At 66.9% G+C, this 23,208-nt stretch carries 10 protein-coding genes; 3 read left to right on the top strand and 7 right to left on the bottom strand.

The features are described from left to right. The gene (locus ACFQW8_RS02350) at positions 1-2,046 is read right to left on the bottom strand and encodes an alpha-1,4-glucan--maltose-1-phosphate maltosyltransferase (RefSeq protein WP_380085373.1); all 2,046 of its coding nucleotides are present in this window, start codon (positions 2,044-2,046) and stop codon (positions 1-3) included. A gap of 165 nt (positions 2,047-2,211) precedes the next feature. On the opposite strand from ACFQW8_RS02350, the gene glgP reads away from it, so the two are divergent. Then, a complete protein-coding gene (glgP, locus tag ACFQW8_RS02345; RefSeq protein WP_380085372.1) occupies positions 2,212-4,812 on the top strand; it encodes an alpha-glucan family phosphorylase in 2,601 nt (866 codons plus the stop codon). A gap of 122 nt (positions 4,813-4,934) precedes the next feature. Here the strand turns inward: glgP and ACFQW8_RS02340 are convergent, their stop codons facing one another. The 5 genes from ACFQW8_RS02340 to ACFQW8_RS02320 form a co-directional block, all read right to left on the bottom strand. Then, positions 4,935-5,525, bottom strand: coding sequence for a hypothetical protein (locus ACFQW8_RS02340; RefSeq protein ID WP_380085371.1), 591 nt, complete (start codon positions 5,523-5,525; stop codon positions 4,935-4,937). 6 nt (positions 5,526-5,531) lie between these two features. Then, the gene (locus ACFQW8_RS02335) at positions 5,532-6,548 is read right to left on the bottom strand and encodes a TAXI family TRAP transporter solute-binding subunit (protein ID WP_380085370.1); all 1,017 of its coding nucleotides are present in this window, start codon (positions 6,546-6,548) and stop codon (positions 5,532-5,534) included. Beyond that, positions 6,545-8,701, bottom strand: coding sequence for a TRAP transporter permease (locus ACFQW8_RS02330; RefSeq protein ID WP_380085369.1), 2,157 nt, complete (start codon positions 8,699-8,701; stop codon positions 6,545-6,547). The genes ACFQW8_RS02335 and ACFQW8_RS02330 overlap by 4 nt, the downstream gene beginning before the upstream one ends. Before the next feature lie 93 nt (positions 8,702-8,794). Further along, entirely contained in the window at positions 8,795-9,571 is a 777-nt protein-coding gene (locus ACFQW8_RS02325) for an isocitrate lyase/PEP mutase family protein (protein ID WP_380085368.1), read from the bottom strand. Between the two features lie 60 nt (positions 9,572-9,631). Then, a complete protein-coding gene (locus ACFQW8_RS02320) occupies positions 9,632-10,951 on the bottom strand; it encodes a DUF2252 domain-containing protein (protein ID WP_380085367.1) in 1,320 nt (439 codons plus the stop codon). A 604-nt stretch (positions 10,952-11,555) separates the two neighbouring features. On the opposite strand from ACFQW8_RS02320, the gene ACFQW8_RS02315 reads away from it, so the two are divergent. Both ACFQW8_RS02315 and ACFQW8_RS02310 read left to right on the top strand, forming a co-directional pair. Beyond that, positions 11,556-12,002 (top strand): hypothetical protein, encoded by a 447-nt coding sequence (locus ACFQW8_RS02315; protein ID WP_380085366.1) that lies wholly within the window; start codon positions 11,556-11,558, stop codon positions 12,000-12,002. A gap of 341 nt (positions 12,003-12,343) precedes the next feature. After that, positions 12,344-15,574, top strand: a complete 3,231-nt coding sequence (locus ACFQW8_RS02310) for a putative Ig domain-containing protein (RefSeq protein WP_380085364.1) — start codon at positions 12,344-12,346, stop codon at positions 15,572-15,574. Positions 15,575-16,353: 779 nt separating this feature from the next. On the opposite strand, the gene ACFQW8_RS02305 is transcribed toward ACFQW8_RS02310, so the two are convergent. Then, positions 16,354-22,992 (bottom strand): RHS repeat-associated core domain-containing protein, encoded by a 6,639-nt coding sequence (locus ACFQW8_RS02305; protein ID WP_380088566.1) that lies wholly within the window; start codon positions 22,990-22,992, stop codon positions 16,354-16,356. Positions 22,993-23,208 lie beyond the last annotated feature (216 nt).

The raw sequence follows: 23,208 nt of genomic DNA, 5'->3' as shown, positions 1-23,208 counted from the left end.
TCAGTACCTCTTCAGCTCGATGATGTGGACCGGCTCGTGGTCGGGTCCGAGGTGGACCATGGCCTCCCGCAGGAAGTCCCACCACTGGTCGGTGATGAGGTCGTGGGCGCGGAAGCCCTCGTCGGGGTGCAGGCCGAGGGCCGGCATGTCGAAGACGACCCGGCTCCAGCGGGTGCTGTGCGGGTCGAGGTTGGCGATGACGATGACGACGTCATCGTGCGCCGGGACGCCGGTCGTCTCGTCGGCGGGAACGGCGCGGCGCTTGCTGAACGCCATGATGTTCTCGTCGTCGACGTGGTGGAACGTGACGTTGCGCAGCCAGTGCAGGGCCGGGTGCTCGCGGCGGATCTCGTTGAGGCGACGCAGGTACCAGGCCAGCGACTGGCCCTCGCGCTCGCCGCCCGGCTCGTAGTCCTCCCACCGCCGGTTGCGGTACTGGTACTTCTCGTTGTCGATCTGCTCCTCGGCGCCGGGGCGGGCGACGTGCTCCATGAGCTCGTAGCCGGTGTAGATGCCGTAGGTCGGGACGAGAGTGCCCGCGAGCGCAGCGCGCAGCTTCCACGCGGCCTGCCCGCCGAACTGCATGTAGGGCGTGAGGATGTCGTGCGTCGTCGGCCAGAAGCTCGGCCGCATGTAGTGCGCCGTCTCGGTCGCGAGCTCGGTGACGTACTCCTCGAGGTCCGGCTTGGTGTTGCGCCAGGCGTAGTAGGTGTAGCTCTGCTGGAACCCGGCCTTGGCGAGGGTGCGCATCATGGCCGGCTTCGTGAAGGCCTCGCTGAGCCAGATGATGTCGGGGTGGTCGCGGGCCACGTCCTGGATCAGCCACTGCCAGAACTCGACCGGCTTCGTGTGCGGGTTGTCCACGCGGAAGAGCGTGACCCCGTGGTCGATCCAGACCTGGATCATCCGGCGCATCTCGGCGTAGGCCCCCGCCGGGTCGTTGTCGAAGTTCAGCGGATAGATGTCCTGGTACTTCTTCGGCGGGTTCTCGGCGAACGCGATCGTGCCGTCGGCGCGGGTCGTGAACCACTCGGGGTGCTCGGTGACCCACGGGTGGTCGGGGGAGCACTGCAGCGCGATGTCCATGGCGACCTCGAGACCGAGCCGACGTGCCTCGCCGACGAAGAAGTCGAAGTCGTCGAAGGTGCCGAGGTCGGGGTGGATCGCGTCGTGCCCACCGTCGGCGGAGCCGATCGCGTAGGGGCTGCCGGGGTCCTCGGGACCTGCGTCCAGGGTGTTGTTCGGGCCCTTCTTGGCGGCCTGCCCGATCGGGTGGATCGGGGTGAGGTAGATGACGTCGAAGCCCATGCCGGCGACCGAGTGGAGGCGCTTGGCGGCGGTGCGCAGGGTGCCGCTGCGCCAGGTGTGCGACTCCTCGTCGTAGAGGGCGCCCTCGCTGCGGGGGAAGAACTCGTACCACGCTCCGGTGAGGGCGAGCTGACGCTCGACGAGCAGCGGGTATGCCGTGCTCGGGGTGACGTGGTCCCTCACCGGGGTGCCCGTCAGCTCCTCGTGCACCGGCCCGTGGGTGACCGCCGAGAGACGGACCTGGGGTGGGCGGGTCTCGTCACGCAGGGCGGCTGCACCGGCCGCGAGGGTGGCCCGGCCCGCGGGGGTGCGGTCCTCGGTCTCGGCGGCGCGGTCGAGGAGCACCGCTCCCTCGGCGAGCATGAGGGCGGTGTCGACGTCGGCCTGGATCTTGACCGTGGCGTCGTGCTCCCACGTGCCGAACGGGTCGGACCAGCCCTCGACGCGGAACGTCCACAGGCCGGTCCGGTCGGCCGAGACGACGGCTTCCCAGGTGTTAAGACCGGGGTTGGTGCAGACCATCTGCGTCAGGTGGTCCGTGCCGTCCGGATCGGTGAGGACGACCGACGCGCTGACGGCGTCGTGCCCCTCGCGGATGACCGTCGCCTCGACGAGGAAGGTCTCGCCGACCACGGACTTGGTGGGTCGCGCACCACCGTCGACGATGGGGGAGATGTCGAGGACGGGGATCCGTCCGATCGGGGTCTGGGGCGGAGTGCTGAGGGGGGTCGCGGTCACAGTGCGACGCTATCGTCCCGGGCGCCCTGATCACGAGTCGTCCACGCCTCAACGCGCGTATCGCCGCCGGCGGGACGCCGGTTTCTCGCCGCATCACCGCATGTCAGAGGGCGAAGTGAGTAAACGTTTCCGCGGATCGGCGAAGTGACCCTAGGATGACGCCTCGTGAAGGCCATCCGTCGCTTCAGCGTCCGCCCCGTCCTGCCCACCCGCATCGCCGCGTTGGGCGATCTCGCGATGAACCTGCGCTGGAGCTGGCACCCGCCACTGCGCGACCTCTTCGAGAGCATCGACCCGGGGCGGTGGACCGCGGTCGGCGCCGACCCGGTGGCCATGCTCTCGGCCACGCCGGTCGAGGAGCTCGACCGCCTCGCCGCCGACGACGCGTTCGTCGCCCGGGTCGAGGACGCCAGGCAGGGGCTCGAGCGCTACCTCGGTGAGGACCGCTGGTACCAGCAGTGGGCCGGCGAGCAGGGCGACCAGGGTGCGCCCGCGGCGATCGCCTACTTCAGCCCCGAGTTCGGCATCGCCGCGGCGCTGCCGCAGTACTCCGGGGGCCTCGGCATCCTCGCCGGTGACCACCTCAAGGCGGCCTCCGACATCGGTGTGCCCATCGTCGGCGTCGGACTGTTCTACAAGACCGGCTACTTCCGGCAGAGCTTCAACCGCGACGGCTGGCAGCAGGAGGACTATCCCGTCCTCGACCCCGACGGCCTGCCCCTCTCGCTCCTGCGCGAGGAGGACGGCACCCCGTGCGCGGTCGTCGTCAAGCTGCCGGGTGGCCGTGAGCTGCGGGCCCAGGTGTGGCGGGCCCAGGTCGGTCGCGTCCCGCTGCTGCTCCTCGACTCCGACGTCCCGGGCAACGACGAGGCCGCCCGTGCGGTCACGGAGCGCCTCTACGGCGGTGGCGGTGAGCAGCGGCTCCAGCAGGAGATGCTCCTCGGTGTCGGTGGGGTCCGCGCGCTGCGCCTGTGGTCCCGGCTCTCCGGCGCGCCCACGCCCGACGTCTACCACTCCAACGAGGGCCACGCCGGCTTCCTCGCGATCGAGCGGATCAGCGAGCTCGTGACCGGTGCCGGGCTGAGCTTCGACGAGGCGCTCGAGGCCGTGCGCGGTGCGACGGTCTTCACGACGCACACCCCGGTCCCGGCGGGCATCGACCGCTTCGAGCGCCGCCTCATCGAGATCTACTTCGGTGGTGACCTCGCTCCCGCCGGCGTCCCGGTCGACCGGCTGCTGGCGCTGGGCGCCGAGACCTACGAGGGTGGCGACTCGGCCATGTTCAACATGGCCGTCCTTGGGCTGCGGATCGCGCAGCGCGCCAACGGCGTCTCGAAGCTCCACGGGGTGGTGAGTCGCGACATGTTCGACGGCCTCTTCCCGGGCTTCGACGCCGACGAGGTGCCGATCACGAGCATCACCAACGGTGTCCACGGCCCGACCTGGGTGGACCGCAAGGTCTACGAGCTGGCCGACCGGCATACGGACGACGTCACCGTCGACACGACGGTGCTCGACAGCGAGGCCTCGTGGAAGGCCATGGCCGAGCTGCCGCGCGACGAGGTCTGGGCCACCAAGCGTGAGCTGCGCGAGCAGCTCGTCAAGGAGGCCCGGGCCCGCGTGCGCGCCTCGTGGGTCGAGCGCGGTGCCTCGACGGCCGAGCTCGGCTGGACCGACGAGATCCTGGACCCCGACGTCCTGACGATCGGCTTCGCCCGTCGGGTCCCGACCTACAAGCGGCTCACGCTCATGCTGCGCGACCCGGCCCGCCTCAAGAAGCTGCTGCTCGACCCCGAGCGCCCGATCCAGATCGTCATCGCCGGCAAGTCGCACCCTGCCGATGAGACCGGCAAGCAGCTCATCCAGCAGATGATCAAGTTCACCGACGACCCCGAGGTGCGTCACCGCATCGCCTTCCTCCCGAACTACGACATCGCGATGGCGCAACACCTCTACCCCGGCTGCGACGTGTGGCTCAACAACCCGCTGCGTCCGTTCGAGGCGTCCGGGACGTCGGGCATGAAGGCTGCGCTCAACGGGGCCCTCAACCTCTCGATCCTCGATGGCTGGTGGGACGAGTGGTTCGACGGCAACAACGGCTGGGCGATCCCGACGGCCGACGGTGTCGAGGACCCCGACCGTCGCGACGACATCGAGGCCAACGCGCTCTACGACCTCATCGAGAACCAGGTGGCTCCGCGCTTCTACGACCTCGACGACGACAAGCTCCCGCAGAACTGGCTCGCGATGGTCATGCACACGGTCTCGACCCTCGGCCCCAAGGTCCGGGCGAGCCGCATGGTGCGCGAGTACACCGAGCGCCTCTACGTGCCCGCGGCCCGCGCCGGGTGGGCGCTCAAGGGCGACGACTTCGCGGGCGCTCGCGACCTCGCGGCCTACGCGACGCGGGTCAGGGCGTCCTGGCCCAAGGTGAGCGTGGACCACATCGAGTCATCCGGCCTGGGCGACAGCCCCGAGATCGGTGAGACCCTCCACGTTGGGGCCTACGTCTCACTGGACGGTCTGGACCCCGCCGACGTCGAGGTGCAGGTTGCGCACGGCCGCACGAACCACCGCGGTGACGACCTGCACGACGTCACGACGCTGTCGCTCGAGCACACGGAGAGCTATGAGCACGGCCGCCACCAGTTCTCCGGCGATCTCGTGCTCAAGACGAGTGGGGCGTTCGGCTACACCGTGCGCGTCCTGCCCAAGCACCCCGGGCTCGCCGCTCCCGCCAGCCTCGGGCTCGTCGCCACCGCCTGACGGCCAGCTGCCGCATTATCGGGTCACCCGATAAAGGGGCGCTCGACCCGAGTTGCCAGCTCGGGCGGAGCGCCCCTTTGTCGGGTCGAGCTGGTGAGACCGGCCGGTGGGCTGCCCACGGCTCACCAGAGGAAGCGCGGCACGATCCATAGCACGAAACCCACGACGACAGGCAACGCCAACGCCGCGGACCCGTGCCGCTGGAGCGGCTCGTGCTCGACCCACGAGCCCGTCGCGCGCCGCATCCGACGCGACGCGACCACGAGCCCTCCGCCCAGGCTCAGGCCGAGGAGTCCCAGACCGACGCGCTGGAGCACGCCGTAGGCGCCGAACCACGTCGTGCCCACGCTCCGCCCACCGGCCTCGACGCCCACGACGTCGCCGTCGGGCTGCGAGAGCATCACTGCTTCGGTGGCGTCGCCGAGCTCGTCCGAGGCTCGGCCGGGCAGCGCCACCTCGTGCGTGGGTCCGGACGACGGCGTGAGCGTCCAGTCGTTGCCGGCACTGCGCCAGGAGGAGTTCGGTCCGTCGATCGCGACGTCGTCACGGACCAGGCACATGTCCTCCCGCCCAGCCCCGCAAGCCCGGCCGTCCTCGACGACCCCGCCCCAGCGCCACGCACCGACAGCGCCCAGCCCGGTGAGCAGACCCACCACCAGCAGCACGACCCCCAGGGGGAGCAGCACCACCGGACGGGAGAACACCTTGCCCATGCTCGATCAGCCGAGGTCGTCGAGCGCCTTCTTGGACCCGGGGTGCAGCTCGACGGGGTCGGACTCCTTGGCCGTGGCCGGGTCGAGGTCCTTGGCGGCCGGGTGCACCTTCTCGAGGTCGGCCTTCTTGTCGAAGATGAGCTTGGTCAGCGCGCACGCGTTGGCGTCCGACATGTCCGAGCGCACGAGCAGCACGTTGGGGACGACGACCGTCTTGGCATCAGCCGGGGTGCCATAGGTCGCGGCGGGGATGACGTCCTCGGCATAGACCGGGTTGACGTCCTTGAGCTTCGGCAGCAGCGGCGTGATGTCGACGAACTGCACGTCGTCCTTCATCGCCGTCATGAGGTCGGTGATGCCACCGGTCGGCAGACCGCCGGACCAGACGAGCCCGTCGATGCTGCCGTCCTTCATCGCGTCGACGGTCTTGGTGAGGTCGAGGCGCTGCGCCGAGACGTCCTTGGCCGGGTCGAGACCGGCGGCCTGGATGAGGCGGTTGGCGATGACCTCGGTGCCCGACTTCGGTGACCCGGTGGAGATGCGCTTGCCCTTGAAGTCCTCGACCTTGGTGATGCCGGACTTCTTGGACACGACCACCTGCGTGTAGTTCGAGTAGATCCGGGCGAGCGCCTTGACGTCGGCCGTCTTGCCCTCGAACGCACCCTTGCCGGTGACCGCGTCGGCGGCGGTGTCGGCGAGCGAGAAGGCGATGTCGTACTTCTTGTCGACGAGCTGCTGGATGTTCTGCACCGACGCACCCGTCTCGGCCGCCGTGGCCTTGAGCTCGGTGTTGGCGCTGATGACCTGCGCGAGACCGCCGCCCAGTGCGTAGTAGACCCCGGTGCTGTTGCCCGTCGCGATGGTGATCTGGCCGGCGCTCGCCGTGCAGTCGTTGGCGCCGCCTGACGCCCCGGTCGCGGCCGTGTCGCTCGTGCGGTCCTGCTTGCCCCCGCAGCCCGTCAGGGTGAGCGCGGTGATGGTCGCGGTCGCGAGGACCGCTGTGCGAATTCGATTGCGACTCATGCCTTTTCCTCCAGTGTGGTGGTGGGTCGGTCAACAGGTGGGGTATGCCGTGTGCTCGCCTTCGTCACCCACGCGAGGGCCACCGCGGCGGCGAGGAAAGCCAGCCCGGCGCCGATCGAGAACGGCTGCAGGTAGAGCAGCAGGCCGGCCGCGGGGACGCAGAGCGCGCGCACGACGGGCTTGGCGGGTCCGAAGAGCCACCCGCCGGTGACGACGGCCAACGCGCCCACCGCGAGCATCGAGACGACAGTCGTCCAGAGGATCGAGAGGGCGTCGCCCTGCATGAGCAGGTGCGAGCCGTTGTCGGTGATGACGAACGCCAGGGGAGCGAGGAACGCGGGCAGGGTGTACTTCCAGGCGTGCCACATCGTCCTGATGGCGTCGCCGCCGGTGATGGCGGAGGCGGCCACGGCAGCGAGCGCCGTCGGAGGCGAGACCTCCGAGAGGACGGCGTAGTAGAAGATGAACATCGCCGTCTCGGGCGGGCTGACTCCGAGGGTCTGCAGGGCCGGCCCGATGACGACCCACGCGATGATGAACGACGCCGTGACGGGCACGGCCAGCCCGAGGAGGGCGATGGCCACGGCCGCGAAGACGGCGGTGAGGATGAGCACCCCGGTGGGGTTGCTCGTGATGGCCTCCGCCGCGGAGACGAGCATCGAGGCGAGCGACTGGCCGATGCCGGTCTTGACGATGACCGACGTGATGATGCCCGCTGCCGCACACACGGACGCGACCGGCAGGACCGAACGGACACCGGCGGCCAGACCGCGATAGAGCTGCACGGCATACACCGGCAGTGCACGTCGGGGCGGGAGTCGCTCCGCGTCAGGGTCGAGCGGATCGCGGCCGGAGACAACCCTTTCGACGAGGCCGAAGAGCGCAGCGACGACGGTCGCATAGACCACCGCGCGAAAGGGCGGGATTCCCAGCGCGAGGAACGCGACGATGACGAAGAGCGAGAGGAAGTGGTAGCCGAAGCGCCGCAGCAGCTGCCACGCGCTGCGGGTCGAGATGTGCACCTCGCGGGCGCCGAACTTCCGGGCGTCCATCTCCACGGCGAGGATGATGCCGAGGTAGTAGAGGACGGTCGGGATCGTGGCCCAGAGCAGGACCTCGAGGTAGTTGACCCCGATGTACTCGGCGATGATGAAGGCCGCGGCGCCCAGGGTCGGGGGCGAGAGGATCGCGCCGATGCCCGCCGCGGCGAGCATGCCGCCGGCCGCCTCTCGGGGGTAGCCGGCCTTCTTGAGGATCGGCCACGAGACGGACCCGAGGCTGACCGCCGTCGCCGTGCCGGAGCCGCTCACGGTGCCGAGGAGGAAGCCGCTCAGGGCGACGGTGCGGCCCGGCGCCGACGAGCTCTTGCGGAACGCCGCGAACGAGATGTCGATGAAGAAGCGGCTCGCGCCGGTGGCCTCGAGGACGGCACCGTAGATCGTGAAGAGCACGATGTAGGTCGCGGCGACGTCGAGGGGGATCCCGAAGAAGCCCGACGCGTCGTTGTAGAAGCCGTTGATGATGTCGCCGAAGTTCATGCCCGCGTGGCTGATCGACCACGACACTGGCAGGAACCCGCCGTAGTAGGCGAACGCGAAGAACATGGCGCAGACGATCGGCAGGACGAGGCCGGTCGTGCGGCGGCAGGCCTCGAGGATGAGCAGCATGAGCAACGTGCCCATGGCGACGTCGACGGCGCCGAGGGACCCCTGGCGGTCGAGGAAGGCGTTGAAGCCGCCGCCACCGTCACCGATCGTGACGGGCAGCACCGGATAGAGGCAGACGAAGAGCGCGAGGGCGGCCAGCGCCCAGTCGAGCACGCCCGGGTTGTCATCGCCCTGGCTGCCGTCCGCCTGGGTGGTGCGGACGCGGGCCCCCCGTCGGCGGGTCGCCCGGTAGCAGACGAAGACGAGGGGGAGGACGGCCGCGAGGAAGAGGATGAGGTAGTACTGGCCGCCCTGTCGCAGCGGCGAGAACACCTGGTAGAGCACGAACATCGACACCGCGAAGCAGACTGCGGTCAGGGCCTGGTCGAGCCGGGGCGACAGTCGACGACCGGGTCGCTCCTCGTCGTACTCGCCGATGAGCTCGTCGACCGATGCCGTGCGGTCGACGTCGTCGTCGGATCCGGTGATCTGCGCTGATCGCCCCATGGGCGACAAACCTACGACACACAACCCCTGAGAGGTATGCCGTCAGCGGGCTGCCGTCGTCACGCGCGTTGCGTGCGCCCGGGCGTGACCGCCCTAGTTGAGGATGCGCATCGAGGAGGGCACGCCGCCGCCGCGCTGGACCTCCTCGGCCAGCTCCTGCAGCGCGGTGAGAGCGACATTCTGCGACAGCGGACCGTGCGAGACCCGGGCGACGCCGAGCTCCTGCTGGCGCGCGAGGGACGGCGTCCCGGGGATGGCGATGGTCGTCAGGCGCTGCGGCCCGAAGGCGTCGACGAGGGTGACGATCTCGTCCTCGGTGAGGATCGCCGGCACGAACACGACGGGGGCGCCGGCGTCGAGGTAGGCCTTCCCGCGCTCGACCGCCTCGGCGAGCACGACCGCGCGGTCGCGGTCGCGGCCGAGGTGGAACGCGTCGGTGCGCGCGTTGAGCACGAAGTCCGGGACGCCCTCGGCGGCGGCAGCGGCCATGACGGCCTCCACCTGCGCGGCGGCCTCGGCGAGCGGCTTCATCTGGTCCTCGAGGTTGGCCCCGACGATCCCGACACCGATCGCGCGACGGACGGTGTCGGCGGCGTCGCCGTAGCCGCCCTCGAGGTCGGCGCTCACCGGCAGGTCGGTCGCCTCGACGATGCGGCGGCTCATGTCGAGCATCTCCTCGACGGGGATGACCTCGCCGTCGGGGTAGCCCAGGGTCGCGGCGATGGAGTGGCTCGCGGTCGCCAAGGCCTTGGTGCCGGGCACGTCGGCGACGACCTTGGCCGAGATCGCGTCCCAGACGTTGACGACGGTGAGGAGCTCGGGGGCTCGGTGGAGGGCGAGCAGGTCGGTCGCGCGTGCGGAGGTAGTCATGTCAGGCATCAAAGCGGGCGGGGCGGTTCCTATTCCCGGGGGCGCCCGGTCTCGCCCTGCTCAGACGGCGTCCAGCCCGACGCGTCCCTCCTTGAAGGCCTCGACGAAGAGGGGGTAGTCGGTGTGCACCTGCGCGGCATACGCCATCGCCTGCTCGACCACCCACGTCGTGAACTCCGAGCGCCTTCCCTCGAGCGGACCGGCGATCGCCTCCTCGACCTGGAAGGTCACGAGGTGCTGGTCGCTGTCCTCGTCGGAGGCGCAGTGGATCTTGGCGGTGGCCTGCCCCAGCTGGCGCACCACGACGCCGATCTCGTCCGGCTCGTCGAGGTCCGACCAGGCCAGCCCCACCTCGTAGGGCGAGATCTCGGACAGGACGAACCCCACTCCGTCCATCGTCGTGTGCCCGAGGAGGGAGTCGGTGTGCGCCTGGAGGGCGCGCTGGCTGACCACGGTGCGGTGCGCCTCGTGCTCGAAGGCCGCGTCGATGTCGGCACTGTCGATGAAGCGGCTGAGCGCCGGCACGTTGGCCTGCTTCATCTGCACGACGACGTCGTTCTCGAGAGCCTGGCTGTGGCCCTCGAGCAGCAGGTTGTAGCTCGTGAGGCCGGCGCTTCCGATGCCGTGGGTGACGGTGGAGACGACGTCGCGCACGTCGTAGAAGACGGGGATGCGGCTGCGCTTGTCGTCGGGGATCGTCGACAGGTAGCCCTCGTAGGCTCCCAACACCCGCGCGCGCTCCGCCTTGCCGAGGCGGCGCACCCCGTCCTTGACGATGAAGAGCCGGTGGTGCTCCTCCACCGTGGTCAGCTGGTTGAGCACGTCCACCCGGCGCACCTCGCGGGCCTGCCGCAGGGCAGCAAGCACGGGGCCGCGAGCGTTCTCGAGGCGGATCGCGAAGTCGGTGTCGTCGGGCGTGCTGCGGTAGTGGTTGACCTGGCGCAGGTACGAGCGCAGGTAGGTCTCGATCAGCGCGCGAACCTCCTCGTCAGGGAGCGCCTTCTGCCAGCCGTGCAGTGCCAGCGACGTGCTGAAGCGCAGCAGGTCCCAGGTGAAGTGGCCGACGTAGGCCTCGTCGAAGTCGTTGACGTCGAAGACCAGCCGGCCGGCGGAGTTGAGGTAGGTGCCGAAGTTCTCGACGTGCAGGTCGCCGTGGACCCAGATGCGGGAGGACCGCTCGTCGACGTAGGGGGCGTCCATCCGGGTGACGTCCCGGTAGAACAGACCGGCGGAGCCGCGGTAGAAGGAGTGCGGGTCGTGCGCCATCCGCCGGAACTTGTGCCGGTATGCCGTCGGGTGAGCGGCCATCGCCTCACCGAACGACTCCTGGAGCACGTCGACGATGGTGCGCGTGCGGCTCTCGGACTTGGTCGTCGGCATGAATCGGACCCTACTGCCGGGAGAAGCCCAGAAACGCTCGCGCGGCAAAGCCCTGTCGAGACGCACAACCCTCCAGCCCGGGAGGCACGCGTCGAGGACTGGGCCGTGCGCCGGCCCGGGGCGTTGGAGTCCGAGAGATCGGCGAGGCGTAAGGCATCAGTCGGCAAGGGGACTCCCGGAGCACGGCACCATGGCGGTCGTTCGCTCGACCTCGGACGCCCGATCCGAGATCCCGCTGAGCGCGAGCCGCCTCTTGACCATGGACCGCTTCCAGCGTTCACCGTGACCTGGTGCGCCACCGGGCGCGAAACCTCCTACGGCACAGGCCTGCCCAGCGTGACGAGCAGGGGAGGGTCGTCCGGGTTGCTCCTCGTCGGCTCCCAAGGGCCGCAGTGGCGTCTGCTCGACAGGACGACTCTGCCAACTCTGGTTACCCTGTGGTCAACAGTTCTGTGGGGGCCTGTGGACAACTGCACGGTCGCCTTCGCAAATCTTGCTTGGATGGCGGGGACGAGGACGAGAGATCGTCGACGAGAGATCAACATCGACGCGTGAGCCAGTGCGGTGAGCGCGAGCATTGGGGGGAGGGGTCCCGTTGGACGCCGTGCGTACCGTTGAGGCCGAGGTCCGCGAGCTCATTCGACGCTCCGGACTCGATCCCGCGCGCGACCCCAAGGCCGTGCAGCGGCTCGTTCGCGATGCCGTGGCCGACTACGACCAGCGCTCGGTGCACGGGGGTATGCCGGTGCTCGTCGATGTGGCCCGCGCCGAGAAGTCCGTGTGGGACACCGTCGCCGGGTTCGGACCGCTCCAGCAGTACTTCGACGACCCGACGGTCGAGGAGATCTGGATCAACGACCGGCTGGCGCCCGGATGGGCTTCAGAGCGCTCCCGCGGGTCGTCGGCCGTCGGCTCGGCGCCACCGCCGGACTGTCGATCTATCTCTGTGTTCGGCTGCGCCATGCGCGGGGTGTGGCCTAGTTTGTGGTCATTGGGCCGAAGTGTTGTGCCCCCCGGGTGTTCGGAGTCACGATGCGACGGTTCGCTTTGAGGCGTCCGGTCCGGGCGCTGGTAGCGACTCTGGTCGGTGCTGTCCTGGTGTCGGTCAGCCCGGCTGTGGGGCAGGCGGACACGGCCCGCGGGTCGACCGCGGCCGAGGTAGCGACGTATACCGAGGGCAGTGTCAGTTTTGTGTCGTTGACGCCGGCTCGGGTGTTGGACACGCGGACGGGCAACGGTGCGCCGACAGGTGTGGTCCGTGCCGGGTCCACCACTGCCCTTCGCGTGACCGGTCGCGGTGGTGTCCCGGCGTCGGGTGTCGCCGCGGTCACTCTGAATGTGACGGTGACCAGTCCTAGCGGTGCGGGATATGTGACCGCTTGGCCGAACGGCGTGACCCGGCCCACGGCGTCCAACGTCAACTACGCGGCCGGACAGACGGTCGCCAACCAGGTCGTGATCAAGGTGGGCAGCAGCGGGGTGGTGAACCTCTTCGCCTCGACCTCGGCCCATGTGATCGCTGATGTGGCCGGGTACTACCCGGTGGGGGCGCCGTACAACCCTGTGGTCCCGGCCCGCCTGATCGACACTCGTACGACCTCGAGACCTGCGTCAGGGTCGACAACCAGTATCACTGTCACGGGCAGGGGTGGCGTCCCGACCAGCAACGTGGCCGCCGTCGTGCTGACGGTCACCGCAGTCGCACCGGCCGGTGCCGGGTACCTGACTCAGTACCCCACCGGATCGCAGCAGCCGACAGCGTCAAACGTGAACTATGCGGCAGGGCGGACCGTCGCCGGCCTGGTCTTCGCGAAGGTCGGCACGGGCGGGCAGGTGTCGCTGTACACCTCGATCTCGACCCATCTCCTCGTCGATGTCGCCGGCTGGATCCCGACAGCGTCGGACTATGTGCCGCTGACCCCGTCTCGTCTGGTTGACACCCGGTATGGCACCGGCGCAACGAAAGCGCGCATCCCTGCTGGGGGCGCTCTCACCCTCCAAACCACCGGGGTCGGGGGGGTCGCCGTGGATGGGGTCGCCGCGGTCGAGCTCAACGTCACCGCTGTGAACCCGTCGACGTCGGGGTACCTGACCACTTACCCCGGCGGGGTCACCCGCCCTCTGGCCTCGACCGTGAACTTCGGGGCCGGCGCGACGGCCGCCAACTCGACCACCGTCAAGGTCGGAACCGGCGGCAAGGTCACCGTGTACAGCTCCGCCTCTACCGACCTCGTCGTCGACGTAGCCGGCTACTTCACGATCCCCAGAACCGTCACGCTCACCCACGACTCGAACACGGTCATCGTCCCGGACTCCGTGACAGAGACCGTCACCGGCCCTACCGGGTTGGGGGGCACCGGGACCATCACCAGTAGCGTGGCCACACCGGCCGTGACCGGTCAGTACGTGTACCTCCCGCCCGGAGGAAGCAACGGCGACGGACTCATCGGCAAGGTCACTGCGGTCAACGGAACCACCACCACCGTCCAGAGCGTCCCGATGCAGGAAGCCTTCCCCAGCGGGCACATCGAAGGCGTCACCACCAACAACAGTCCCCTCCTCACCTCCACCGCTGCCGGTGACAGCGCCCGAACCCAAGGTGCAGCCGAAACCTCCGCAGGCATCCCCCTCGACTGCACCAACGGACTGACCACCGGTGTGTCTGTGTCCGCGACCGCCGACATGCGCGTAGCCGTCCTCGCCGACTGGGGGCCCGGCAAACGAGCGCACCTACGCGCCACAACAACCACCTCCCTGACCTACCAAGGATCCGTGGACGTCACGGTCGGCAGCACGTGCACCTGGTCATCACCCACTGCCAAGCTCGGCATGATCGGGCCCTTCACCGTGGACGCGGGCTGGAAGATCGAGCTCGGCATCAGCGCGGGCATCACCACCGCGGTCCACCACGCAACCACAACGACCGACGGCTTCGACTGGTGGGACGGCCAGTCCCCGACTCGCGTCCACGCGAACAGCAAAACCACCGGCTACACCCCCCCCAACGCCGCCACCGGGACCGTCACCTTCGGATCCGGACCAGCCGTCAGCCTCAAACTCGCTGGCCTCGCGGGACCCCAAATCAGCGCCCTCGCCTACATCGACGTCACCGCCAACACCAACGCCAACCCCTGGTGGACCATCAAATTCGGCGTCAAGGCACAAGCGTCCCTCACCCTCGACATCCTCTTCCTCGTCCAGGCCGAATACACCCTCGCCGAAGCAGTCGTCTATTCTGGAGAGCTTGGTCGCGCACCCGGCGGGTATACCGGATCGAAACCCATCATCACGACGACTACCCTGCCAAACGGCCTAGTGGGTGAATCCTATTCGGCCATCCTGACCGGCAGCGGTGGTACCGCCCCCTACCGATGGACCGTCACCGGACTCCCCTCGGGCCTGGCACTCGATGCCATAACGGGGACTATCACCGGAACCCCTATCGCGAACGCCTTGGCCAACCCCACCTTTACCATCACCGACTCAAAAGCCTTGAAAACCAGCAAGACCCTACCCCTAAGATTCGTTAGCGCCGGGGACGTATTGGAGGTCGCCGTGTCAGACGACTCCTCATGTGCGCTCTTGGCGACTGGCGCAGTGAAGTGCTGGGGAGCAGGTTCTTCCATTGGCAGTGGTGGCTTCGACCCACCCTCCACGACGACACCGGTCCAAGTAGCCGGTTTGCGTGCTGGGGTTCGACACATCACTTCCAGAGGTAACGGCACATGTGCCGTCCTTGTAGCGGGAGCAGTAAAGTGCTGGGGCAGCTACAACAACATATTCTTCGCGGCGACGCCGACGCAGATCCCTGGGCTCGAGGCGGACGTCGACCGATATTCCGGTGACGGCGTCAGTGGCTGCGCTTTGATGCTCAATAAGACGGTCAAGTGTTGGGGCTGGAATCCTAATGGGCAGCTTGGTGACGGAACCACCCAGGATCGGTCGAACGCCGCTACCGTATCAGGGCTGAACGATGTCCAGCAGGTGGTTGTCGGCGCAGGTACGAGCAGTGGTAGCGGTACCGCATGTGCCGTGAAGGGCGACGGCTCCCTCTGGTGCTGGGGGCCACACATTTATCCCGACGGGGGAAGAAACTTGGTTCCTGTCCGTGTCGCGAAGGTGGATCGCGCAGTCGCAAGCGTTGCAGTGGCAGATAACCTTGCCTGCGTCACTCTGGCAGATGATCGATCCGTGCACTGCTGGGGAATGAATGGAAACGGTTCAGTGGGAAACGGGACGCGAACGCCGACGAGCACGCCAGTTCGAGTGACGGGAATCTCTGATCCAGTCGTTTCGGTCGTATCAGGATCGGCGCACGTCTGTGCCGTGACAGCAATGGGTGGGCTTTACTGCTGGGGCACCAACGAATCTGGAGAAATCGGCACCGGGACAGTTTCCGCTGACGTCATCAATCCCACGCGCGTAACTGGGATGCTGGGGGCAACGCGGCAGGTCGACGTGGGGGGACTCGCCGGCTTCGCCGATAATTCCGTCTTCAGTGGCGGAATCACCTGTGCGGTGTCGGGGGTGCGTGCCTACTGCTGGGGAAGCAACTTGTTTGGGACTCTGGGAAACGGGACAACGACCGACTCGGCACGGCCCGTTGAAGTGACGGGGTTGTGACGCCAGACGCCTCAGTCGACCTCGCGACGCGGGCGTTTTAGACCCGATGGTCCAGCCCAGCGAGAACCTCCGGACACGGAGACACAGCGCCGTTCGCGCGGGTCGAGCCGTGCCGCAGGCGTTCGCCCGCCAAATGAGGACCTTGGCGAAGGCTCTACGCCGCTGAACTACTGCTCCGTGATTGTGATCTGCGGGTCTCCACGTGCCACTTGTCTCCCGGGTTCATCACAAAGCCCTCGATAAAGACAGTTCCCCGCCCTACCCGATTGGCTTCGACTATGGACTGGATCGCTCTTGCTAGCGCACGCGCGTCCACCGCGGACCCTTCGAACGTAACTGCGATACGCCTCGTGGTCATGCCACGATCTTGAGCTAAGACGGGGTTGCGTATGGCCAACCCGGGGGCTCTGAGGCTGCGAACGCAGGATCGCTGAACTGGATCAACGGTCGGCTGCACCAGGCGTCCAATTTCAGCCGACGTTGACCGGGTACGGCCCCGGCAGCAGACCTCGACGCCTCATGTTGAGACGTCTGGTTGTCCTGACGCTATCGAGCAGTCGAGTGCCCACATCAGCGGCAAGCATGTGCGGCAGCCCTGAGCTCCTCGCGACGCTGGGTCAGCTGAATCGACGACCGCGGGCCTTTCCCAATGCCAGTCTGGGAGTCCAGGCGGGGACAAGTACCCAAGGAGGATTTGCTTGGGTTGCTGGGCTGGCGGTCCTGCGGAGCGACGTCGTCGACCTCCGACATTGGACGCGGGAGGCTTACCCCATCAAGTCTCAGAAGACGACAGCACACACGGGAAGCGCCGGGCCGCAGACCGGTGACAGGCCCTTGGCCAGCCACCACACAAGGGCTCCTGCCCCCATCGTCGCTCCGACAGCAGCCGCTCCCGTGGCCGCGTCGGACGATGACGAGCCGGAGTTCGTCGAACTGGGGGCAGGCTTGTAGATTACGACCGGCTGCGGAGTCGGGGGTGGCCCACCACACTTGTCGGAGTAGTTCTTTTCCGCCGCGCGGAGATCAGATTTGTACTTCTCTATGGAAACGGCGTGGCCGCCTCGAGTTGACCACAGGGGAAGGATACTGCCATTGGGATGGCATTGCGGAAGTGCTCCTCCGCCCCCGATGCCTTCGTTCGCTTCCCACTCCTGAGATTTTTCCATGACCTGCTTGCGAAGATTGTTGATGGTTTGCTCAAGGCGGTTGCATCCATTGAACCAGTTGCTGAAGCTCTCGCCTAGGCCGGAGGGATCCGTTGCATCGACGGGATGGTTTCCCACATAGGCGTAGAGATTCGCGTCACCCCCATTGAAGCCCGAAGGGTCTTCGCTGACGAAACGCTGCTGATCAGGGCTGTAGAAGCGGTGCCGGTTGTACTGAAGTCCCGGAGGCATACCCGGACCTGTGGGTTTGCCTGTGTACCGCAGTGGGTTTGGATCTGACGGCACCGTGCTTGTTGCGCGCCCGAAGGGCTCGTAGGAGTACTGGGCGCCGAGCTCAGGACTCGCCGGCTCGGTCAGTGCCAACACGGTGCCCTGTACGTCTGTGAGCATCGTCTGGGTCCCACCACTGCTCGTTCGTGTGATGGCCTGATCAAGGCCCGGTGCGTTCATATAGGAGGCGACTAGTTGCGACAACGCGGCCGGGCCTTCTAGTTCGCCTATCATGCTTGTCCCGTCATACCGGAAGCCGTGACGCAATCCGCCCACCGTCGTGCTGTCGAGCCGGCCGACACCGTCGTAGGCCAATGTTGTCGTTTGTCCCTCGAGTGTGGTGGCCACCAGCTCGCCACGTGCGTTCCACTGATAACTGCTGCTTGCCGAGGTCAGCAGGTTTCCGTCGGCGTCGAAGCCGAAGCTCGACCCATCGCGGGAAGTGAGCCGGTTCATCGCATCGTACGTGGCAGATCCAACGGCCGAGGGCAAATTGGTGCCTGCAGATGACCCGCCATCCCCGTAACGCCGTCCAAGTTCGTCGTAATGGTACTCGAGCGCGAGGAGTGGTGTGCTCCTGCCGGTGGCGGCGTACTCCAATTGTGTGAGCCGCGAAGCATCGTCAAAGGTTCGGGTCACGGTCACGCCCCCTGGAAGAGTCCCGCTGGTGGCCCGCCCCATGTTGTCGTATGTGTGGGTCGCCGTATTCGCGCCTTGTTTAACAGCGGTCAAGCGGCCGCTCGCGTCATAGACATACTCGACGGGGCTGAAGCCACTGGCCGTCGTCCGAATTCGGTGGTCGGCGGCGTTTAGGACATATGCCACACTCTGGCCCGCCCGCGACTCGCCCGTTGCCCGTCCGAGGGCGTCGTAGCTATAACTGATCGTCCCACTCCCGGACGCCGAGTCGGCGACGGTCAGGAGCTCGTCAGATGCGTTGTATGACAACGCGAGCGTGGACTGATAGGCATACGGCGGCGTCGCGCCAGTTCGGCCGTACCCCAGACGTTGCAGGCGGGAAAGCCCGTCATAGGCGTACTCGGTCACCAGTCCCCGGCGGTCTGTCGAGGCCGTGGGACGACCCGCCGGGTCGTAGTTGGTCTCTTCAACCGCTCCTAGTGCGTCGGTACGAGTCACCGGCCGGTCCATGCTGTCGTAGGCGAAGGCGGTTGAGTGGCCCAACGCGTCCGTGACTCGAATGAGATTTCCGGAGGCGTCGTAGGCAGCCTTCAGAGTTGAGCCGAGTGGGCTGGTGCTTGTGAGGGGGCGGTTCAAACGGTCGAATGTGAGTCGGTGGGCGGCACCAGCCGCGTCAGTCACCGCAATGCCTCGGCCGGCACTGTCATACGTGGTCCGCGTGACGTGCCCCAAGGGGTCGGTGACGGAGAGTGGCATGCCTGAGGCCCAAATGTATCTCCTGGGAGCGAGGGTGCCGTCCTGCACTGTCTCCTGAGTGCCGTCGCGGGTATAGGTCGCGTTCCACACGCGCCCCATCGGGTCGGTCAAGCGAGTGAGATTGCCATGATCGTCGTACGTGTATCGCGTCACGTGGCCGAGGCCGTCCACCGTCGTGTCTTGCCTTCCGGGCAATGGACTTCCAACGAATGTCGCGCGCGTGGTCACCGCCGCACTGGTGCCCGAAGCGCGGGTGACCGCCGTGATATTGCCATCAGCGTCATAGGTAATGCTTCCCGCCCGACCGAGTGGATCGGTGATACGTGTGACGGCATGGGTCATCGGATCACGAAGCATTGTCATCGTGCGAGCGAACGGTGTCCCAAGGGCGTCGGTTACCGAGGTGAGGAACCCATAGCCATCGAATCCATGCCGGTGCACAACACCAGCCGAGTCTGTCACCAGTGTGGCAGCCATGGCGCCCGCTGCTGTGAGGTTGTAGTTGAACGTGTACTGACCCCCGTCGGCGTAAACCTGACGGGTCACGCGCCCTGAAGAGTCGTAAGTGTTCGTCACCCGTATGAAACCGCGCTTGTCCTTGATGGTGGATATGCGACCCTGTGCGCTGTAGCCGTAGACAGTTGATTGCCCCATCGGATCGGTCACAGTCGTCAGGTGTCCAGACGCATCGTAGGAATACGTGGTCGAGCGCCCGCTGCTGTCCATCGCCGCTACAACATGCTTACCGGTGGCGTCATAGTCGTAATGGACCCACCTGCCGTTGGGTGAACGCACGTCCACGACATTTCCGACACCACGCCCACTATCTGCCGTGAATTCCCGCGCGATGGTCACAACGTTGCCGTGAATGTCCCGGATCTGTTGGAGCGGCATGTGGTCCCCATGCACAGAGACGATCCCCTCGTTGGTGGTGACGTCAAATCCGTCACCGTTCCAGGCCAGAACGGCTCGGTTCATCGCGCTTGGGGTCGAGACGGCTTGGAAAATCGCATCGTCGAACGACGTTCCCGGCGACACTCGTGCAAACCGAACCTGACGACCGTCGTTGAAGTTTACTTCGGCGTCAGCGTATCGACTGTCGGACGTGAGTTCATCAGTGTCCGAGGAGATGAACGCGCTGTAGATGTCGTTCCCGCCGATCCCGAACGCCCGGTCGTGGGTGTCAGCTGAGTTGTACCCGCGAGCCACGGTGAGCGGCAGAATGTCTGGAAGGGCCAGGTCAGTCTCGTGCAAAGTGAATAGGCCGGTGGCCGGGTCGACCGGGTCACCGCAACTGCCATCTTGACAAGGTGGGGGCGCGTCGTCCGCTGGCGGCTGATCAGGGATATTGATCATTGCACCGTCGAAGTCTCGGATTCGCGCGGCGTAGTCAGGACGGATCTGTGTGCCGTTGGCATCGACCGTTCCGTGCCCGTACGTCTGCCAGCCGTCCAAGTCATCCGGCGCGGCGTCGTTGTGCCAGAAGTTGACGCGGGCGCCGGGGGGAAGGTGTTGCAGGTTAGGGTAGACGACGCGCGCGGGCGGTCCATCGATGCTGCCGCCTGCCGGTTGAATGGTCCAGAAGATGGGCACGGCCACGCCGCGAGGTAGGGGAATCGGGGTGCGGTTGAGCGGCACCCTTGTGATTCCGAGCTTGGATACTGGCCGACCGTCGGCGTCGAGCACCATGCTGCCCTTGCTGAGGCGGACTTCGAGGCCTGGGATGTCGGGATTCATGATGACTACGTCCCTCTGCAAGGGCATGACCACCGGCACCTCGTGCGCGGTGTCTAGGGGCCCGAGGTACGAGGTGAACCCCAAGCGATTCCGCTGATGCGGCTGCAGGTGGACGGGTGTCCGGAAGACACCGTAGTGAAGTGGGCCGGCAACCGTGCGCCCATCGATGACGAGGCTTCGCGTGCCAGCTGGCAGTCGACGCAGCTCAAAGTTGCCGGACGCGTTCGTTATCGCGGTGTTGGCCTCGATGCGAAGAGTCACGCCGGGTAGTGGGCGGCCGCTTTGGTCGCGAACCGTTCCGGTCAGTGCGGTTCCTGGGCTCGCATCCGATTCACGGCCCGCTTCGGTCGCTGAGTCGTCAGGTGGAGCAAACTGCAACGTGGCTGGGGCAGGTGTGAGCGAAAGCGCAACCCGCACGGAACCCGTGTCGCCACCATACGGGTCAACGACAACGGTGTAGAGCCCGGCTGCGTCCAGCACCACGTCCCACGGGTTACCCATGCTCAGAGTGCCAGCGTCGATGCTTGCCCCTGTGGGGTCCAGCAACTCGGCTGTCGGCCCTTGCGAGTAGGTCGTCGCCTGGGTCGTGACGCGAATCCGCTGCGCTGCCGCGCCCGTGAACGTGAGTCGTGCGCCCTGGCCGGGCTTGGTCGTCGACAGAGTGACGGCTGGGCCCGCGACCGACCCGGCAGCGGTGGAGTCCGCTGGCACGGAAGTCAGGGTTACGGTGCTGGCACCGGTGGCCGCGCCAGCCGGATCGATGAGCACGCGGTAGGTACCTGGGGTGGCTAGAGACGTTGTGTCAATAAAACCGTCGGCAGTGAAGCACCCAGCTGACGCCAGAGAACGTCCTGCGGTGTCGACGAGGTCGTACGTCGTGCATCCGTTTGACGCATAGGTGTCGTGCAGAGTGATAAACACCCGTGGAACGCTGGTCGTGAAGGACACGACTGCGGTCTGGGCCAGGCCGGTCACGACGCTCACGCTGCCGAGATCGACGGTGGCGGCCGCAGTGGCCTCCGTTGAGTGGAAGATCCTCACGGCCGTGCTGCCTGCGGAGTCCGCGGCGGGGTTCAGGGCAAGCGTGTACGTGCCCGCATCGCTTGCTACGAGCTCCTGGAATCCCAAGTTTGCACCGCACGCTGATCGCCCAACCTCGGTGCCTGAGGGGTCGAGCAGCCTACCCTCCATGGGGCAGTCGCCAGCCCAGGTGGGGGTGGCCGTCAGTGCGACGTGGTCACCCGCTGCGAGCACGAAGGTCACCCGTGCGCCTTGGCCTGCGACGGTCGTCACGGTCCTGGACGTTCCGTCGGCCGCGCTTGCAAGGACCACGTCGGCCGGAACTAGCAGCGCCCTAGCGCTCACTTGTCCGTGGCCGAGGTCCTTCGGGTCCACCACGAGCTCATAGTCGCCCGGGCGAGCGAGGAGCACCGTGTCGAGCCAAGAGGTGCAGTTCCCGGTTTCCGAGATGATGTCTTCTGCTGACGAGGCGACCGGGATCTGGTCCGGACCGCGCAATGTGACGTCGGGGCACCGCGAACCAAACTGTGATGTCACGTGGATGAAGACCCGCGACCCTGCAGTGCCGCCGAAGGTGAACGTGGCTCGTTGCCCGCTGTTTGTTGTGATTACGGAGCTGACCGGTCCGTCGAGGGTGAGTGGCGTTTTCGCGTCGACCGGCACGGTTCTCACTGCGGCGTTTGCGGTGCCGGCACCCTCGCCATCCGCATCCACGATGATGCGATATGTGCCACGCGTCGGAAGAGTGGCCGTGGGTAGTCGTTGTTCCCCACCACCGCCACAAGGGAGGGCGTACAACGGAGCACCAGTCGGCGAGACCAGACGCACGTCGGTGCACCCGGTCCATGACCAGTCGATGGCTGCGGCGACGCGTTGCTGCGCAACGCCGGCAAACGTGAAGACGGCGCGCTGGCCCGCAGTCACAGTCAATGGCGATGCGGCCGCATTCATCGTCAAGGATCGCGTAGCGTCCGCGGTCACCGACTTCGGAGCGAGCGACAGGCTCCCGGCGGAACCGTGGGGGTCGACGAGCACCACGAATGTGCCATCGGTCGTCGGTGTAAGCGTGGGCGATGAATCGCCGGCCGCCGCGCAACTCGAGCGCCATGCGGGCTGTCCACCTGGTGCGAGCACCCGCACATCGACGCAGCCTGTGAACGTATTCGCGGCGATAGTCAGGCGCGTGCGCTGACTGCCAGTCATCTCAAGGGTCGCGACGGCGATCTTCGTGGCAGGCACCACGACAGCCGTCGTTGCCCCGGCTGTGAGCCGCCCCGTCCAGCCGACATCCGCGGCGATGTACGGGGCGGGCGCCTGGGTTAGGACGGTTGGCGAGACCGCGAGACCTGCTTGGGTGCGCAAGGTGATCCGTCCAGATGCCCGGAACGGAGGCACCTGCACCTTGAGTGACGTTGCGCTGGCTTCAGTGACGACTGCCTGGGTACCGCCGACGTACACGACGTCCTCCGCGGCCGCGGTCGCGAATCCTGTGCCGGTCAAAGTGAACGATCCACCGGGATTGACGATGCTTGGTGTCACGGTGGTTATCACTGGGGCAGGGGTCGTATCTACTCGGAAGTTTCCGCCAGGAACAGATACCGCACTATTGCTGATGGTGAGTGGCCCCGTCGTCGCCGTCGAGGGCACTTTGACCACGATCCGGTTCGCCGTGGCGGAGGTCGGCGCAGCCACGACGCCATTGAAGGCGACCGTTGTCGATGCGTCGAAGCCGGTACCGAACAACGTGACTGGCGCGCCCCTTCGTGCAGATTGAACGGACACCTCTGACAGAGCCATCTGATCAGCCGGCAACCGCTGTACCGACGTCATGTTCCCAGCCCTGTCGTACACGTATCGCGCACCGGCTCCACTGCTGTCGAATACTCCAGTTAGTTGACCGTCCGCATCGTGCGCATAGGTCACTCGCTGGGCGTCGGCCGCTGGTCCTGCCGCGTACCACCCCGCGACATCCATCAACACGTGGGTCGTGCCACCGGAGTTGAATACCGCCACCTTGCCATCGGCACCCAACCTGACCACCACTAG

Origin of the sequence: Knoellia altitudinis, from assembly GCF_042666355.1 — a bacterium.
Taxonomy (GTDB): domain Bacteria; phylum Actinomycetota; class Actinomycetes; order Actinomycetales; family Dermatophilaceae; genus Knoellia; species Knoellia altitudinis.
The sequence above is the reverse complement of the archived record's forward strand: the minus strand, read 5'-3'. Positions and strand labels throughout refer to the sequence as shown.

Coding starts and splice junctions, on each gene's coding strand:
- ACFQW8_RS02305 (WP_380088566.1), bottom strand. CDS start 22,992: ATGACGTCGGTACAGCGGTTGCCGGCTGATCAGATGGCTCTGTCAGAG.
- ACFQW8_RS02335 (WP_380085370.1), bottom strand. CDS start 6,548: ATGAGTCGCAATCGAATTCGCACAGCGGTCCTCGCGACCGCGACCATC.
- ACFQW8_RS02330 (WP_380085369.1), bottom strand. CDS start 8,701: ATGGGGCGATCAGCGCAGATCACCGGATCCGACGACGACGTCGACCGC.
- ACFQW8_RS02320 (WP_380085367.1), bottom strand. CDS start 10,951: ATGCCGACGACCAAGTCCGAGAGCCGCACGCGCACCATCGTCGACGTG.
- ACFQW8_RS02325 (WP_380085368.1), bottom strand. CDS start 9,571: ATGACTACCTCCGCACGCGCGACCGACCTGCTCGCCCTCCACCGAGCC.
- ACFQW8_RS02340 (WP_380085371.1), bottom strand. CDS start 5,525: ATGGGCAAGGTGTTCTCCCGTCCGGTGGTGCTGCTCCCCCTGGGGGTC.